Here is a 13,104-nt window from a genome sequence, read left to right as displayed (position 1 = left end):
CCTACCCGTCGACGTAGGTTGGGCTGAGCACAGCGAAGCCCAACAAACTGCCCTCATCCCATACGCCCAAAAAAGCCGCCCCGAGGGGCGGCTTGCGCGTTCAGCCTGAACCGACTCAGCTGGTGCGATAGCGTTCCAGCCAATGGGCGTAGGGCGCCGGCAGCACCCAGGACGGCTGGTCGACGCCCAGGGCCTTGGCTGCATAGTAGGGCCAGTGCGGGTCGGCCAGGTGAGCGCGGCCTACCATCACCAGATCCAGTTGCCCGTCGGCCACTACCTGGTTGGCCAAAACCGGGGTATCGATGTTCCAGGCCGAGGCGACCTTGAGGCCGGTGGCCTTGCGCACCTGCTCGGTGATGGGCGCCAGCAGACCCGAGCCCCAGGGGATGTTGGCGGTCGGGGTGGAGAAACCGATGCTGACGCTCAGCAGGTCCAGGCCTTCGCGCTTGAAGCCCTGGGCCAGCTCGATGGATTCGGCCAGGGTCTCTTCGTCGCGGCCGTCGTATTCGATCACGCCGAAACGGGCGGTCAGCGGCAGGTGCTCCGGCCAGACCTTACGTACCTCGGCCAGGGTTTCCAGCAGGAAGCGACTGCGGCCGGCGAGGTCGCCACCGTACTGGTCGTCACGCTGGTTGGAGTGCACCGAGAAGAAGCTCTGCGCCAGGTAGCCGTGGGCGAAGTGCAGCTCCAGCCATTCGAAGCCGGCTTCATAGGCACGCTTGGCGGCATCGACGAAGTCCTGACGGACACGGGCGATGTCGTCCAGGGTCATGGCCTTGGGCACCTTGGGCAGGTTGGCACCAAAGGCCACCGCGGACGGGGCGATGGTGTCCCAGCCACGGGCGTCGTTGGCGGCGATGTGGTCGTCGCCTTCCCAGGGACGATTGGCGCTGGCCTTGCGGCCGGCATGGGCGATCTGGATACCCGGCACCGAACCGGCGGCCTTGATCGCCTGGACCACCGGCACGAAGGCCTGAGCCTGGGCGTCCGACCAGATACCGGCGCAGCCGGGGGTGATGCGGCCTTCCGGCGAGACCGCCGTGGCCTCGACGACGACCAGGCCAGCACCGCCACGCGCCAGGCCGGCATAGTGCACCTGATGCCAGTCATTGATGACGCCATCGACGGCGCTGTACTGGCACATGGGGGGGATGGCGATGCGGTTGCGCAGCGTCACGTCCTTGAGGGTGAAGGGTTGGAACAATGCGGACATCTGAGCGGTCTCCCATAGGACAGATCTTGGTTCGTTATTTCGATATTAATCGAACACAACATAATCGCCAACCCCCGGTGTATGATTGGCTCATGCGCCCTTTCAAACATCCCAGTCCTGACGAATTCTCCCTCGAGCGTCTATTCCATGCGCTCAGCGATCCGGTGCGTCTGGATATCGTCCGTTATCTGGCGCGGGTCACCGAGGCCACCTGTGGCGAACTCGATGGTGGCCGCCCCAAGTCCAGCATGTCGCATCACTTTCGTGTCCTGCGCGATGCCGGACTGGTGCATACCCGCAACGCCGGCACCACGCACATGAACCAGCTGCGCCGCGAAGACCTGGATCAGCGTTTCCCCGGTCTGATGGCAGCCATCCTGGCGCAATCCTCCGATCCCGTGGCAAAGCCCGACTAGCTCAGTGGGCGTGCAGCACCACCAGGCGCTGCCCGGCGTCGTGCTGGTCGTCGCCTGCCGTCTCGGCTGGTCCGGGCGCCGGGAACTCTGAGCGACGTTCTTCGCTCTTCCCGGTATGAAGGTTGCAAAAGAATAGCTATGGGCAGCATAGGCGCTGGACGCTGCCGGGAGGTAGAGGATGGGCAAGCACTGGGGATTGGCGACCGCACTCGCAGGTGTCGCCGCGCTGCTCGCCCTCGTACCCAGTCCTGAGCCCATCGCCGAGGCGCGCGGTATCCAGCGGGTGATCGCCTTTGGCGACAGCCTGATGGACTGCGGCACCTTCGGCCATATCTATGCCACCAACCCAGGGCGTACCTATCCTCAGGAAATCGCCGACGCCTACGGTATCGAGCTGGGCCCCAATCGGCAGGTGGAAGGCTATGGCCAGGAGGGACCGAGCGATCCCGATGGTCTTTGCTACGCCGAGGGCGGCGCCGTGACCGGGAGCTTCACCGAGCCGGGCTTCGATCACAACGAAGCGCCGCTGGCCTTTTCCCAGCAGATCCGCAATTTCGAGATGCAGCATGGCCGCTTCCGCCAGCAGGACCTGGTCCTGGTGCAGATCGGCGGCAACGACATCATCGGGCCCTTCTATGACAAGACGCTCAAGGCCGCGCTGATGTCCGACGCCCCCCTGCCCCCGGCGATCCGCGAGCAGGTCGAGGCGCGGATCCGCCATACGGCCCTGAACGAGGTCAAGCTGCTGCGCCATTTGCTGAGTCTGGGTGCCCAGCGCCTGGTGGTGCTCAACAACACCGACTATGGCAAGGCGCCCTATCTCGAACCCTGGACACCCGCCCTGGCCGAGCGTAACCACGAGCTGGTGCGCCTCTACAACGACACCCTGCAGGCCAACTTGCCAGCCAGTGATCGTCTGCTGCTGGTGGATGCCTATCGGGTGATGGAAGAGGTCTTCGCCCACTACGGCAACTACGGCTTCACCCATGCCGAAGGTGATGCCTGCCTGCCCGGTCGCGAGTTCTGCGATCCGGACAGCTACGTCGAACCGGGCGCCGATCAGGCCTACATCTTTGGCGCCCGTGGTCATTTCGCCAGTCGGACCCACAGCATGCTGGCCCAGGTGGTGCTGGAACGCATCGCCCAGACCTGGCCCGGCAGTGCCGTGCCGGATCGACCGCTGCTCGCTACCGCGCGATCGAACACCGAACCGACCATCCACTAACGCCGCTGGACCCGCGCCCTACCCTGGTGCCGGCCCGGGCGAAAGCGCACCGCGGCGGCGCAATCTCACCTAGCTGCCGCGATAGGTCGAATAGCTATAGGGCGAGACCAACAATGGCACATGGTAATGCGCCCTCTCGTCGGCGAGGCCGAAGCGCAAGACCACGGTATCGAGAAAGGCCGGTTCCTCCAGCGCCACGTCGCGCCGCCGGTAGTAATCGCCCACGTCGAACTCCAGTTCGTAGACCCCCGCCGTGAAATGCTCGCCCTGCAACAGCGGCGTGTCGCTGCGACCATCGGCATTAGTCCGCATCTCACCCAGCGCCTGCCGCGCCGCCCCCTCCAGCCGGTACAACCGGACAGCGATATCCGCACCTGGGCGGCCACCGGTGGTGTCCAGCACATGGGTCGTCAGGTAACCGCCAGCGGATGGAGTGGACATGGGAAAGCTCCTGCAGAGGGGTGCGCCAGCCTAGCAGCTTTTCACCTGCCGATTGTATACAGCCCAGCCCCGGCCCGGTCCGCAGAACCGCTGCCCTCCAGCGCGTAAAAGTCTTCAGACCGGTCAGACCAGTTAGGCAGGATTCTTGCTGGGACTCGGCAAAGGTCTCCAAACATTGTATACAAAACATCTCGACTGCCAGGATGCCCCTTCCATGACCTATCCCCGCGATCTGATCGGCTATGGCGCTCAGCCGCCCCACCCCCGCTGGCCGGGTGATGCCCGCATCGCCCTGTCCTTCGTGCTGAACTACGAAGAAGGCGGCGAACGCAACATCCTGCACGGCGACAAGGAATCCGAGGCCTTCCTGTCCGAGATGGTCGCCGCCCAGCCCCTGCAGGGGGTGCGCAACATGTCGATGGAGTCCCTCTACGAATACGGCAGCCGCGCCGGCGTCTGGCGCATCCTGGAGCTGTTCGCCAAACACCAGGTGCCGCTGACCGTCTTTGCCGTGGCCATGGCCGCCGAGCGCCACCCCGAGGTCATCCGCGCCATGGTCCAGGCCGGCCATGAGATCTGCAGCCACGGCTATCGCTGGATCGACTACCAGTACCTGGACGAAGCCGAGGAGCGCGCCCATCTACAGCGCGCCATCGAGATCCTCACCGAGCTGACCGGTGAACGCCCGCTGGGCTGGTACACCGGGCGTACTGGGCCCAACACTCGGCGCCTGGTGATGGAGGAAGGCGGCTTTCTCTATGACAGCGACACCTACGACGACGACCTGCCCTACTGGGAACCCAACAACCCGACCGGCAAGCCGCACCTGGTGATCCCCTACACCCTGGACACCAACGACATGAGATTCACCCAGGTCCAGGGCTTCCACACCGCCGAGCAATTCTTCCAATACCTCAAGGACGCTTTCGACACCCTCTACGCAGAAGGTGCCACCGCGCCCAAGATGCTCTCCATCGGCCTGCACTGCCGCTTGATCGGCCGCCCCGGTCGCCTGGTGGGCCTGAAGCGCTTCCTGGAGTACGCCCAGAGCCACGAACGGGTCTGGTTCGCCCGCCGGGTGGACATCGCTCGCCACTGGCACCGGGAGCATCCGCCGGCATGAGCGCCTTCCAGACCGTCACACCCAGCCAGCTGGATCGCGCCGCCTTCGTGGCGGCCTTCGGCGGCATCTACGAGCACTCCGCCTGGGTCGCCGAGCGTGCCTTCGACGAGGGCCAGCCGCTGCCGGATAGCGTCGACGCCCTGCATCAGCGTCTCGCCGCGCAGGTCGCCCGGGCCAGCCAAGCCGAGCAGCTGGCGATGATCCAGGCGCACCCCGACCTTGCCGGTCGCGCCGCTCTGGCCGGCGAGCTGACCGCCGCCAGCAGTGGCGAACAGGCCGGTGCCGGCCTCGATCAATGCACCCCGGACGAGCTGGCCCGCTTCACCCGCCACAACGAGGCCTACCGCGCCAAGTTTGGCTTCCCCTTCATCATGGCGGTGAAGGGCAGCAACCGGCACCTGATCCTTGCGGCCTTCGAGGAGCGCCTGCCCAACACCCCGGAGCAGGAATTTCAGCGCGCCCTGGCCGAGATCGACCGCATCGCCCTCTTCCGTCTGCAGACCCTCTGACCCTTTCCCGACAAGAGCACCCCATGAAACGCACCTACACCGCGCCCTTCGAGAAGTACCTCAACCTCGCCGATGCCCGCCTCGGCACCCGCGTCATCAGCGTCACCGACGACTGGTTCGCCGCCGCCGACCGCATGCTCCAGCCCCACGAGCCGGAGTGGAAGGAAGGCGTCTATGACGACAATGGCAAGTGGATGGACGGCTGGGAATCGCGGCGCAAGAGGTTCGAAGGCTACGACCATGCGGTGATCCGCCTGGGCGTACCGGGCTCGATCAAGGGCGTCGACATCGACACCCGCTGGTTCACCGGCAACTATCCGCCCTCCGCCTCCCTGGAAGCCTGCTTCTGCGCCGAGGGCGATCCGGCCGCCGATGCCGCCTGGACCGAGGTGCTGCCAGCCATCGAGATGCAGGGCAACAGTCATCACTACCATGCCATCGCCGATGACCGCCCCTGGACCCACCTGCGCCTGAACATCTATCCCGATGGCGGCGTGGCCCGCCTGCGGGTCTACGGCATCCCCCATCGCGACTGGTCGACCCAGGCCGAAGACGAGGTGCTGGACCTAGCCGCCGCCCTCAACGGCGGACGCGCCCTGGCCTGCAACGACGAACACTATGGCCGCATGAGTAACATCCTCAATCCGGGTCGCGCCGAGAGCATGGCCGACGGCTGGGAAACCGCGCGCCGCCGCACTCCTGGCAACGACTGGGTGATCATCGCCCTGGGCCATGCCGGCATCGTGGAGGAAATCCTGGTGGACACCCTGCACTTCAAGGGCAACTACCCGGACAGCTGCCAGATCCAGGGCGCCTATGTGCGCGGCGGTACCGACGGCCAGATCGAGACCCAGAGCCTGTTCTGGAAGGAGCTGCTGCCGCCGCAAAAGCTGCAGATGCACCAGGAGCACAGCTTCCGCGATCAGGTGCGCGACCTCGGCCCCATCACCCACGTGCGCCTGAACATCTTCCCGGACGGCGGCGTCAGCCGCCTGCGGCTATTCGGCAAGGTCGCCCGGGGCCAGGCATGAGCCGGCCACTGCGCATCGAGCCACTGACCGCCGAGGGCTTCGCGCCCTTCGGCGAGGTCATCGAGACGGCGGGCCGGGACTGGTTTCCCATCAACAATGGCTCGACCCAGAGATACCACGCCCTGGCCCGGGTCGAGACAGGGCCGGCGGACGGCGCGGCGATCATCAGCATCTTTCGCACCCGGCGCCTGGGCTATCCGCTGACCATCGCCATGCTCGAACGTCATCCCCACGGCAGCCAGGCCTTCGTCCCGCTACGCGGCGAACCCTTTCTGGTGGTGGTGGCGCCGCCGGCGGCAGCCCCGGATGTCGGCGCCATCCGCGTCTTTCGCACCGATGGCCGCCAGGGCATCAACTACCATGCCGGGGTCTGGCACCACCCGGTGCTGGCCCTGCGCGACGAGGACGAATTCCTCATCGTCGATCGCGCCGGCACCCTGCCCAACTGCGATGAGTTCTTTTTCGCCGCAGGTGAATGCCCGACCCTGGCGCTCTAGGGCGCAGCCGGTGCGCGCCGGAGTTGCTTGCGCAGCAGGCGCGCACTGTCCAGGCAGACCCAGGCCACCGCCAGCCAGATGGGACCATAGGTCCAGATGGCGCCCTCCGGCAGCTGTTCGCCCAGTACATAGAGGGCGACGAAGACCAGCAGCGCCGGCTCCACATAGCTGAGGATGCCGAACAGACTCAGTGGCAGCATGCGGCTGGAGGCCAGCATGGCGGCGAAGGCGATGGCGCTGAGCAGACCCAGCCCCGGCAGCAGCGCCCACAGCCAGGGTGTCTGCTGCAGGATCAGGCTGGGCGAAAACCAGTGCAAGGCGAGCAGCGCGAAGGGCAGCAGGCAGCACATCTCCAGGACGAATCCGGACAGCGCATCCACCGCCATCCAGCGGCGCAGGACGAAATACGGCGGATAGCCCAGCACCGGCAGCAGGCTGACCCAGGACAGCGCTCCGGTCACCCAGACCTCGTTGATCACCCCCAGCAGCGCACAGCCCACCGCCAGGCGCTGCAGCGGTCGCAGGCGCTCGCCATAGACCAGCCGCCCGGTCAGCACGATGGCCAGGGGCAGCAGGAAATAGCCCAGCGACATCGCCATGGCCTCGCCATTCATGGTCGCCCAGACGAACACCCACCACTGGATGCCCATCAGCAGCGCCGCCGCCGGGATGGCCAGGCACAGCCGGGGCTCGCGCACCAGCCGCTTGAGCGTGGCCAGCAAGGCCTTGCCCTCGCGCAGGACCACCACCAGCAGGAGCACCATCGGCAGCGACCAGACCACCCGCAGGGCCACCACCTGCAGGCCGTCCAGCGGCGCCAGCCAGGCGAAGTACACCGGCATCAGTGCGAACAGCACCGACGACAGCACCGAAAGGCCCAGACCCTTGCCGGACAGCACGTTCATGACTGGCGCCCCTGACGGTTGATGAACAGCGACAGCAGGATGATGCCGCCGCCCAGCAACAGCCTAGGCAGATCGGCCGGGTGCTGCCAGATCAGCAGGCTGACCAGCAGACCGGCCGGCACATGGGCCTCGTTCATGATCGCCAGGGTGCCACCATTGACCCGCAACGAGCCCAGCGTCCACCAGTAGAGGCCGAGCGCCGTGGCGAAGACGCCCATCCAGATCAGCACGCCCCATTGCAGGCCGGTGCTGGGCAGCCGCGCCGGATTGCCGAACAACAGAAAGGACAGCGCCGCCACCAGCAGGGCGCCGAGAAAGAACAGCCCGAAGTAGCGATGCAGCGCACCCTGCCCGGCATAGGCGTGCCCCAGGTGCTTGCACAGCACCTGGCCGGCGGCGAAGGTCAGGTTGGCCACCTGCAGCAAGAGAAAGCCCAGCAGGTAGTCACCGGTCAGCGGCTGGAAGCGGATCAGAGCCGCGCCCCCGACCGCCACCACGGCGGCCAGCAGCGACCAGAGGCGGAAGCGGCGCTGCCAGGCATCGTCGAGCAGGGTCACATAGATTGGCGTGAGCACGGTGAACAGCAGCACCTCCGGCACCGTCAGCACGGCGAAGCTGCGATACAGGCACAGATAGGTGATGCCGAATTGCAAGGCGCCTGCCGCCATCAGCCCCAGGGCGAAGCGCCCCGGCACTCCGCGCCAGCGGGTGAAGGGCAGGAACAGCACGAAGGCGATGGCCACGCGGACCAGCACGGCGAAATCGCTGTCGACCCGACCGGCGAGGTACTCGCCGATCAGGCTGAAGGAAAACGCCCAGATAAGGGTGACGAGCAGAAGGTAGGGCATGGCGGCGACGCACGAAAAAGGTGCGCGACCTTAACGCGCCCGTTGCCGGAGGGAAACCCCCGGCTTATCGCAGTCTAGCGAGTGGCGTTCAGGCCCGAGGGTTCGGCACCGGTAAGCGCCGCCACCGACTGATTGGCCTGCAGCACGTTATCGGCGCCCGAGACCAGGGTCTTGGGCTCGGCCACGCCGGCCGCGCGAGACCAGTAGACCTGCTGATTGGAACCGCCCACGGCGATGTCGGCCTGGCTGAGCAGGGTCAGCCGTGCCTTGGCGCCGTAGCCATAGGCATCGACCTTGGCGATGCCGTCGCTGCCGCGCACCTTGGCCTGCACCTGCTGATAGCCACCGCCGATGCTCAGACTGGCCACCGCGCCCCTGACCGTGGTGACGCTGCCCAGGCCATGGATGGTCAGCGCCTGGGCGCCGTCGAGCACCAGCCGATGATGACTGCCGTAGACGGTCACGGTGCCGCACTGACCTTTCAACGTCAGGGTATTGCCCTCACCGGACAGGGACACGTCTCGCCCCTCGCAGTCGAGGGTCCGGCTGATGTTCATGCCGTCGATATCGATGGACTCGACGGCCGCCGCGACGGATTCCTCGGCCTGGACCAGCAGCGGCGCGATGACCAGACAACAACCCAGCAACGCCTTGAATGACGACATGGAGACTCCTTGTCTTGCCTAGAGAGGGACACTCATCGGCTGGCTTGGAGCGCAGCGCCGGCGGGACATTTGACCCGGCGTCCGACATTTTTTCAGGCCGTGATGGCCGCCGCGTTTTCCCATCACCCCCGCAGGCACTAACATGCGCCCTTTCGTGGCCCCAGAGCGCTCGATGAAGACTCCTCGCGTTTCCCTCGATCAGTGGCGGACCCTGCAGGCGGTGGTGGATCACGGCGGCTATGCCCAGGCCGCCGAGGTGCTGCATCGCTCCCAGTCGTCGGTCAGCTATACCGTCGCCCGCATGCAGGAGCAGCTCGGCGTGCCGCTGTTGCGCCTGGAGGGCCGCCGCGCCGTGCTGACCGATGCCGGCGCCGTGCTCTTGCGCCGTTCGCGGCGCCTGGTACAGCAGGCCAGCCAGCTGGAGGAACTGGCCTATCATATGGAGCAGGGCTGGGAGTCCGAGGTGCGGCTGGTGGTGGATGCCGCCTATCCCACTCGCCCCCTGCTGCTGTGCCTGCGCGAATTCATGCCGCAGAGTCGTGGCTGCCGGGTACGGCTGCGCGAAGAGGTCCTGTCCGGGGTGGAAGAGGCCCTGCTCGACGGCTCGGCGGACCTGGCGATCACCGGCCTGGTGATCGCCGCTCATCTGGGCGCCTCCCTGGGCACCGTGGAGTTCGTCGCCGTCGCCCATCCCGAGCATCCGCTGCATCAATTGCAGCGCACCCTGGTGACCGCCGATCTGGAAGAGCAGCTGCAGATCGTCATCCGCGACAGTGGCCGCGCCCAGCCGCGGGATGCCGGCTGGCTGGCCGCCGAACAGCGCTGGACGGTAGGCAGCATCAGTACCGCCGCCACCTTCCTGCGTGACGGCCTGGGCTTCGCCTGGCTACCCCGGGACGCCATCCAGACCGATCTCGACGCCGGCCTGCTCAAGCCGCTGCCGCTGGAACAGGGCGCCCAGCGCTTCCATCCCTTCCAGCTCTACAAGACGCGCCAGCACGAGCTGGGCCCGGCCTCGCAGATCCTCATGAACCTGTTGCGCAAACATGCCCTGCCACGCTGACCGTGGCGGGGTGCCAGCCGGGTTGCTATCGTTCGCCAGTCGTCTCCGCCACTCAAGGATCCATCATGTTCAAAGCCCTGCTTGCCGCCTGCGCCCTGTTCGTCGCCTCCACCGCCTGGGCCGCGGACAATCCGCACGTGCTCATCAGCACCAACAAGGGTGACATCGAGGTCGAACTGGATGCGGCCAAGGCGCCGGTCAGCACCGAGAACTTCCTGGGCTATGTCGACAGCGGCTTCTACAAGGGCACCCTGTTCCACCGCGTCATCCCCGGCTTCATGATCCAGGGCGGCGGCTACACCCGTGACATGCAGGAGAAGCGCACCAAGGCCCCGATCAAGAACGAAGCCGACAACGGCCTGAAGAATCTGCGCGGCACCCTGGCCATGGCGCGCACCTCGGACGTCAACTCCGCCACCAGTCAATTCTTCATCAACGTCGAGAACAATGCCTTCCTCGACCACGGTTCGCGCGACTTCGGCTACGCCGTATTCGGCAAGGTCGTGCGCGGCATGGAAGTCGTCGACCAGATCGCCGGCGTCCAGACCACCCGCCAGGGCATGCTGCGCGACATTCCCCGTGAACCGGTCATGATTCTCGCTGCCAAACGGCTGTAAGCCGACCCGTCCGGCTGGATGCCGCGCGCCGGTCATCCAGTCCCAACGGCGAGGTCCCCCTTCCGGCGACGCGATACGCTGTCTCCTCTCTACAAGGACCCCGCATGATCTTTCGCCGCTTCGAACGCATCATCGATGCGTTCCGGGAAGCCCCCGATGAAATGCCGCCCACTGGGGTCGGCGCCTTCTATCTCCACTTCCTCAAGCAAGCCTGGCCGGCCTTCGCCCTGCTGTTGGTGGTCGGCCTGATCGGCGCCCTCATCGAGGTCGCCCTCTTCAATTTCATCGGCCAACTGGTCGACCTGGCCGGCAGCGCGCCCAACAGCACGGTGTTCTTCCAGGAGCACGGCGGCACCCTGATCTGGATGGCGGTGGTCACCCTGGTCATCCGCCCCTTGTTCATCAGCCTGCACGATCTGCTGGTGCACCAGACCATCACCCCCAGCCTCACCACCCTGATCCGCTGGCAGAACCATCGCTACGTGCTCAAGCAGAGCCTAGGCTTCTTCCACAGCGACTTCGCCGGGCGCATCTCCAACCGCATCATGCAGACCGGCGTCTCCCTGCGCGATTCGGCGGTGCAGGCGGTGGACGCCATCTGGCACGTGCTGATCTTCGCCGTCACCTCGCTGATCCTGTTCGCCCAGGCCGACGTCTGGCTGATGGTCCCGCTGGTCCTCTGGATCATCGGCTACGTCATCGCCCTCTGGTATTTCGTGCCCCAGACCAAGGAGCGCTCGGCCATCGCCTCGGAATCCCGCTCGCAGCTTTCCGGGCGCATCGTCGACGGCTACACCAACATCTCCACCCTCAAGCTCTTTTCCCACTCGGCCCAGGAGGAGCAATACGCCCGCCAGGCCATGGAAGAGCAGACCGAGAAAGCCGAGAGCGCCGCTCGCCTGATCACCGCCATGGGCGTGACCATCGCCATCCTCAGCGGCTTCCTCATCGCCGGCACCACGGGCCTGGCCCTCTGGCTCTGGCACCAGGGTGTCATCTCGGTGGGGGCCATCGCCCTGGCCACCGGCCTGGTAATCCGCATCAACAGCATGTCCGGCTGGATCATGTGGGTGGTCAACGGCATCTTCGAAAACATCGGCATGGTGCAGGACGGCATGAGCACCATCGCCAAGCCGCGTCAGGTCGGCGACGCCGAGGACGCCAAGCCGTTGCAGGTGACCCGCGGCGCGGTGCTGTTCGAGGACATCGCCTTCCACTACGGCAAGGGCGCCGGCATCATCGAAGGCCTGACCCTGGACGTGGCCCCGGGCGAGAAGATCGGCCTGGTCGGCCCTTCGGGCGCCGGCAAGTCGACGCTGATCAACGTGCTGCTGCGCCTCTATGATCTGGAAGGCGGTCGCATCCTGGTCGATAGCCAAGACATCGCCCACGTCACCCAGGAAAGCCTAAGGTGCCAGATCGGCGTGGTTACCCAGGACACTTCCTTGCTGCATCGCTCGATCCGCGAGAATCTGCTCTACGGCCGTCCCGAGGCCACTGATGAAGAGCTGCATGCCGCCCTGCGCAAGGCCAAGGCCGACGACTTCATCGCCCGCATCACTGATGCCCATGGTCGTACCGGGCTGGATGCCCAGGTGGGTGAACGCGGCGTCAAGCTCTCCGGCGGTCAGCGCCAGCGCATCGCCATCGCCCGTACCCTGCTCAAGGACGCGCCGATCCTGCTGCTGGACGAAGCCACCTCCGCCCTCGATTCCGAGGTGGAAGCGGCGATCCAGGAGAGCCTGGAAACCCTGATGGAGGGCAAGACGGTGATCGCCATCGCCCACCGGCTGTCGACCATCTCGCGCATGGACCGCCTGGTGGTCATGGAGCGCGGCCAGATTGTCGAGATGGGTTCTCACGACGAACTGATCGCCTACAACGGCCTCTATGCCCGCCTATGGCGGCACCAGACCGGCGGTTTCGTCGGTCACGGCGTGCCGGGCAGGCAACGGGTACGCAGCAGCTCCAGCTGACGTTCCTGGTCCAGGCCCGGGTAGAAGCCTTCGATCTTCTGCAGGCCACCCAGCCAGCTGCGCCGCTCCACCACGCACTCGAACACCGGGCAGGCCGCCTGCCCGGTATCGCCGCAGTCGCGGTAGTAGGTCAGTCGCTGGCTCTTTTGCGCTGTGCCCTGGAAGGGACCGGGGCGATCCTGCAGGACATAGAAGTCGATCTCCGCCGCGCTGCGATGATTCTCCCACTGGAATGCCAGGGTGCTGGGATAGAAAAGCACCAGCAGGCCCGCCAGCAGCACCCAGAGAATGCCCGCCGTCACCGGCAGGGGCAGCCGCGAACGAAAGCGGCGCCCGCCGCGGATTATCAGCGCCGTCACCACCGTGACCAGCGCCAGAGCGATGCACAGGGACGGCAGGCCGGTGATGACCTGACCGGCCACGCCGATGTCCAGCCCGCTGGGCGACGGTACCGTTCGATAGCCGATCTCCAACCGCTCCCAGCCCACTCGATTGCCGATCAGGCCGACAAGACCAAAGGCGGCGGCCAGGCCGACCAGAGCCCAGAAGGTACGAGGATTGCTGCTGCGCATGGG

General features: G+C 66.1%; 15 protein-coding genes. 9 read left to right on the top strand and 6 right to left on the bottom strand.

The features are described 5' to 3' along the window. Nucleotides 1-115 precede the first annotated feature (115 nt). Complete coding sequence (locus tag NRG74_RS04210) at nt 116-1,213, bottom strand: NADH:flavin oxidoreductase/NADH oxidase (RefSeq protein ID WP_257705782.1); 1,098 nt, start codon at nt 1,211-1,213, stop codon at nt 116-118. 92 nt (nt 1,214-1,305) lie between these two features. Here NRG74_RS04210 and NRG74_RS04205 point away from each other — a divergent pair, with 92 nt between their 5' ends. Both NRG74_RS04205 and NRG74_RS04200 read left to right on the top strand, forming a co-directional pair. Next, complete coding sequence (locus tag NRG74_RS04205) at nt 1,306-1,629, top strand: ArsR/SmtB family transcription factor (RefSeq protein ID WP_017641441.1); 324 nt, start codon at nt 1,306-1,308, stop codon at nt 1,627-1,629. 178 nt (nt 1,630-1,807) lie between these two features. Further along, nucleotides 1,808-2,854, top strand: coding sequence for an SGNH/GDSL hydrolase family protein (locus NRG74_RS04200; RefSeq protein WP_257705781.1), 1,047 nt, complete (start codon nt 1,808-1,810; stop codon nt 2,852-2,854). Nucleotides 2,855-2,923: 69 nt separating this feature from the next. Here the strand turns inward: NRG74_RS04200 and uraH are convergent, their stop codons facing one another. After that, nucleotides 2,924-3,295, bottom strand: a complete 372-nt coding sequence (gene uraH / locus NRG74_RS04195; protein ID WP_257705780.1) for a hydroxyisourate hydrolase — start codon at nt 3,293-3,295, stop codon at nt 2,924-2,926. A 214-nt stretch (nt 3,296-3,509) separates the two neighbouring features. Here uraH and puuE point away from each other — a divergent pair, with 214 nt between their 5' ends. The 4 genes from puuE to NRG74_RS04175 are packed head-to-tail and all read left to right on the top strand — an operon-like array spanning nt 3,510 to nt 6,455. Further along, a complete protein-coding gene (puuE, locus tag NRG74_RS04190; RefSeq protein WP_184287200.1) occupies nt 3,510-4,418 on the top strand; it encodes an allantoinase PuuE in 909 nt (302 codons plus the stop codon). Continuing rightward, the gene (gene uraD, locus NRG74_RS04185; RefSeq protein WP_257705779.1) at nt 4,415-4,927 is read left to right on the top strand and encodes a 2-oxo-4-hydroxy-4-carboxy-5-ureidoimidazoline decarboxylase; all 513 of its coding nucleotides are present in this window, start codon (nt 4,415-4,417) and stop codon (nt 4,925-4,927) included. Before puuE ends, uraD begins: the two co-directional genes overlap by 4 nt. Nucleotides 4,928-4,950: 23 nt before the next feature. Further along, complete coding sequence (alc, locus tag NRG74_RS04180) at nt 4,951-5,958, top strand: allantoicase (RefSeq protein ID WP_257705778.1); 1,008 nt, start codon at nt 4,951-4,953, stop codon at nt 5,956-5,958. Beyond that, nucleotides 5,955-6,455 (top strand): ureidoglycolate lyase, encoded by a 501-nt coding sequence (locus NRG74_RS04175; RefSeq protein WP_257705777.1) that lies wholly within the window; start codon nt 5,955-5,957, stop codon nt 6,453-6,455. Before alc ends, NRG74_RS04175 begins: the two co-directional genes overlap by 4 nt. Here NRG74_RS04175 and rarD read toward each other — a convergent pair. From rarD to NRG74_RS04160, 3 genes are all read right to left on the bottom strand, one after another. Further along, nucleotides 6,452-7,360 carry an EamA family transporter RarD gene (gene rarD, locus NRG74_RS04170; RefSeq protein ID WP_257705776.1) on the bottom strand — a complete coding sequence of 303 codons (909 nt, stop codon included), beginning with the start codon at nt 7,358-7,360 and terminating at the stop codon, nt 6,452-6,454. The genes NRG74_RS04175 and rarD overlap by 4 nt on opposite strands. Continuing rightward, a complete protein-coding gene (locus NRG74_RS04165) occupies nt 7,357-8,208 on the bottom strand; it encodes an EamA family transporter (RefSeq protein WP_093252313.1) in 852 nt (283 codons plus the stop codon). The genes rarD and NRG74_RS04165 overlap by 4 nt, the downstream gene beginning before the upstream one ends. Before the next feature lie 74 nt (nt 8,209-8,282). Next, nucleotides 8,283-8,873 (bottom strand): DUF3060 domain-containing protein, encoded by a 591-nt coding sequence (locus NRG74_RS04160; RefSeq protein WP_257705775.1) that lies wholly within the window; start codon nt 8,871-8,873, stop codon nt 8,283-8,285. A gap of 172 nt (nt 8,874-9,045) precedes the next feature. Here NRG74_RS04160 and NRG74_RS04155 point away from each other — a divergent pair, with 172 nt between their 5' ends. The 3 genes from NRG74_RS04155 (at nt 9,046) to NRG74_RS04145 (ending at nt 12,529) form a co-directional block, all read left to right on the top strand. After that, on the top strand, nt 9,046-9,936 hold the full coding sequence (locus tag NRG74_RS04155; RefSeq protein WP_064309000.1) for a LysR family transcriptional regulator: 891 nt from the start codon (nt 9,046-9,048) through the stop codon (nt 9,934-9,936). A gap of 62 nt (nt 9,937-9,998) precedes the next feature. Further along, nucleotides 9,999-10,553 (top strand): peptidylprolyl isomerase, encoded by a 555-nt coding sequence (locus NRG74_RS04150; protein ID WP_026083888.1) that lies wholly within the window; start codon nt 9,999-10,001, stop codon nt 10,551-10,553. 104 nt (nt 10,554-10,657) lie between these two features. Beyond that, the gene (locus tag NRG74_RS04145; protein ID WP_257705774.1) at nt 10,658-12,529 is read left to right on the top strand and encodes an ABC transporter ATP-binding protein; all 1,872 of its coding nucleotides are present in this window, start codon (nt 10,658-10,660) and stop codon (nt 12,527-12,529) included. Here the strand turns inward: NRG74_RS04145 and NRG74_RS04140 are convergent. After that, a complete protein-coding gene (locus tag NRG74_RS04140; protein WP_257705772.1) occupies nt 12,484-13,101 on the bottom strand; it encodes a hypothetical protein in 618 nt (205 codons plus the stop codon). The genes NRG74_RS04145 and NRG74_RS04140 overlap by 46 nt on opposite strands. Nucleotides 13,102-13,104 lie beyond the last annotated feature (3 nt).

This window comes from Pseudomonas oryzihabitans, from assembly GCF_024652905.1.
Classification (GTDB): domain Bacteria; phylum Pseudomonadota; class Gammaproteobacteria; order Pseudomonadales; family Pseudomonadaceae; genus Chryseomonas; species Chryseomonas benzopyrenica.
This window is presented reverse-complemented; position numbering and strand designations above follow the sequence as displayed.

Bases quoted from the DNA above. Each gene is read 5' to 3' on its own strand.
- NRG74_RS04210 (WP_257705782.1), bottom strand. From the start codon at position 1,213: ATGTCCGCATTGTTCCAACCCTTCACCCTCAAGGACGTGACGCTGCGC.
- alc (WP_257705778.1), top strand. From the start codon at position 4,951: ATGAAACGCACCTACACCGCGCCCTTCGAGAAGTACCTCAACCTCGCC.
- rarD (WP_257705776.1), bottom strand. From the start codon at position 7,360: ATGAACGTGCTGTCCGGCAAGGGTCTGGGCCTTTCGGTGCTGTCGTCG.
- NRG74_RS04160 (WP_257705775.1), bottom strand. From the start codon at position 8,873: ATGTCGTCATTCAAGGCGTTGCTGGGTTGTTGTCTGGTCATCGCGCCG.
- NRG74_RS04165 (WP_093252313.1), bottom strand. From the start codon at position 8,208: ATGCCCTACCTTCTGCTCGTCACCCTTATCTGGGCGTTTTCCTTCAGC.
- puuE (WP_184287200.1), top strand. From the start codon at position 3,510: ATGACCTATCCCCGCGATCTGATCGGCTATGGCGCTCAGCCGCCCCAC.
- NRG74_RS04140 (WP_257705772.1), bottom strand. From the start codon at position 13,101: ATGCGCAGCAGCAATCCTCGTACCTTCTGGGCTCTGGTCGGCCTGGCC.
- uraD (WP_257705779.1), top strand. From the start codon at position 4,415: ATGAGCGCCTTCCAGACCGTCACACCCAGCCAGCTGGATCGCGCCGCC.
- NRG74_RS04155 (WP_064309000.1), top strand. From the start codon at position 9,046: ATGAAGACTCCTCGCGTTTCCCTCGATCAGTGGCGGACCCTGCAGGCG.
- NRG74_RS04175 (WP_257705777.1), top strand. From the start codon at position 5,955: ATGAGCCGGCCACTGCGCATCGAGCCACTGACCGCCGAGGGCTTCGCG.
- NRG74_RS04145 (WP_257705774.1), top strand. From the start codon at position 10,658: ATGATCTTTCGCCGCTTCGAACGCATCATCGATGCGTTCCGGGAAGCC.
- NRG74_RS04200 (WP_257705781.1), top strand. From the start codon at position 1,808: ATGGGCAAGCACTGGGGATTGGCGACCGCACTCGCAGGTGTCGCCGCG.
- NRG74_RS04205 (WP_017641441.1), top strand. From the start codon at position 1,306: ATGCGCCCTTTCAAACATCCCAGTCCTGACGAATTCTCCCTCGAGCGT.
- uraH (WP_257705780.1), bottom strand. From the start codon at position 3,295: ATGTCCACTCCATCCGCTGGCGGTTACCTGACGACCCATGTGCTGGAC.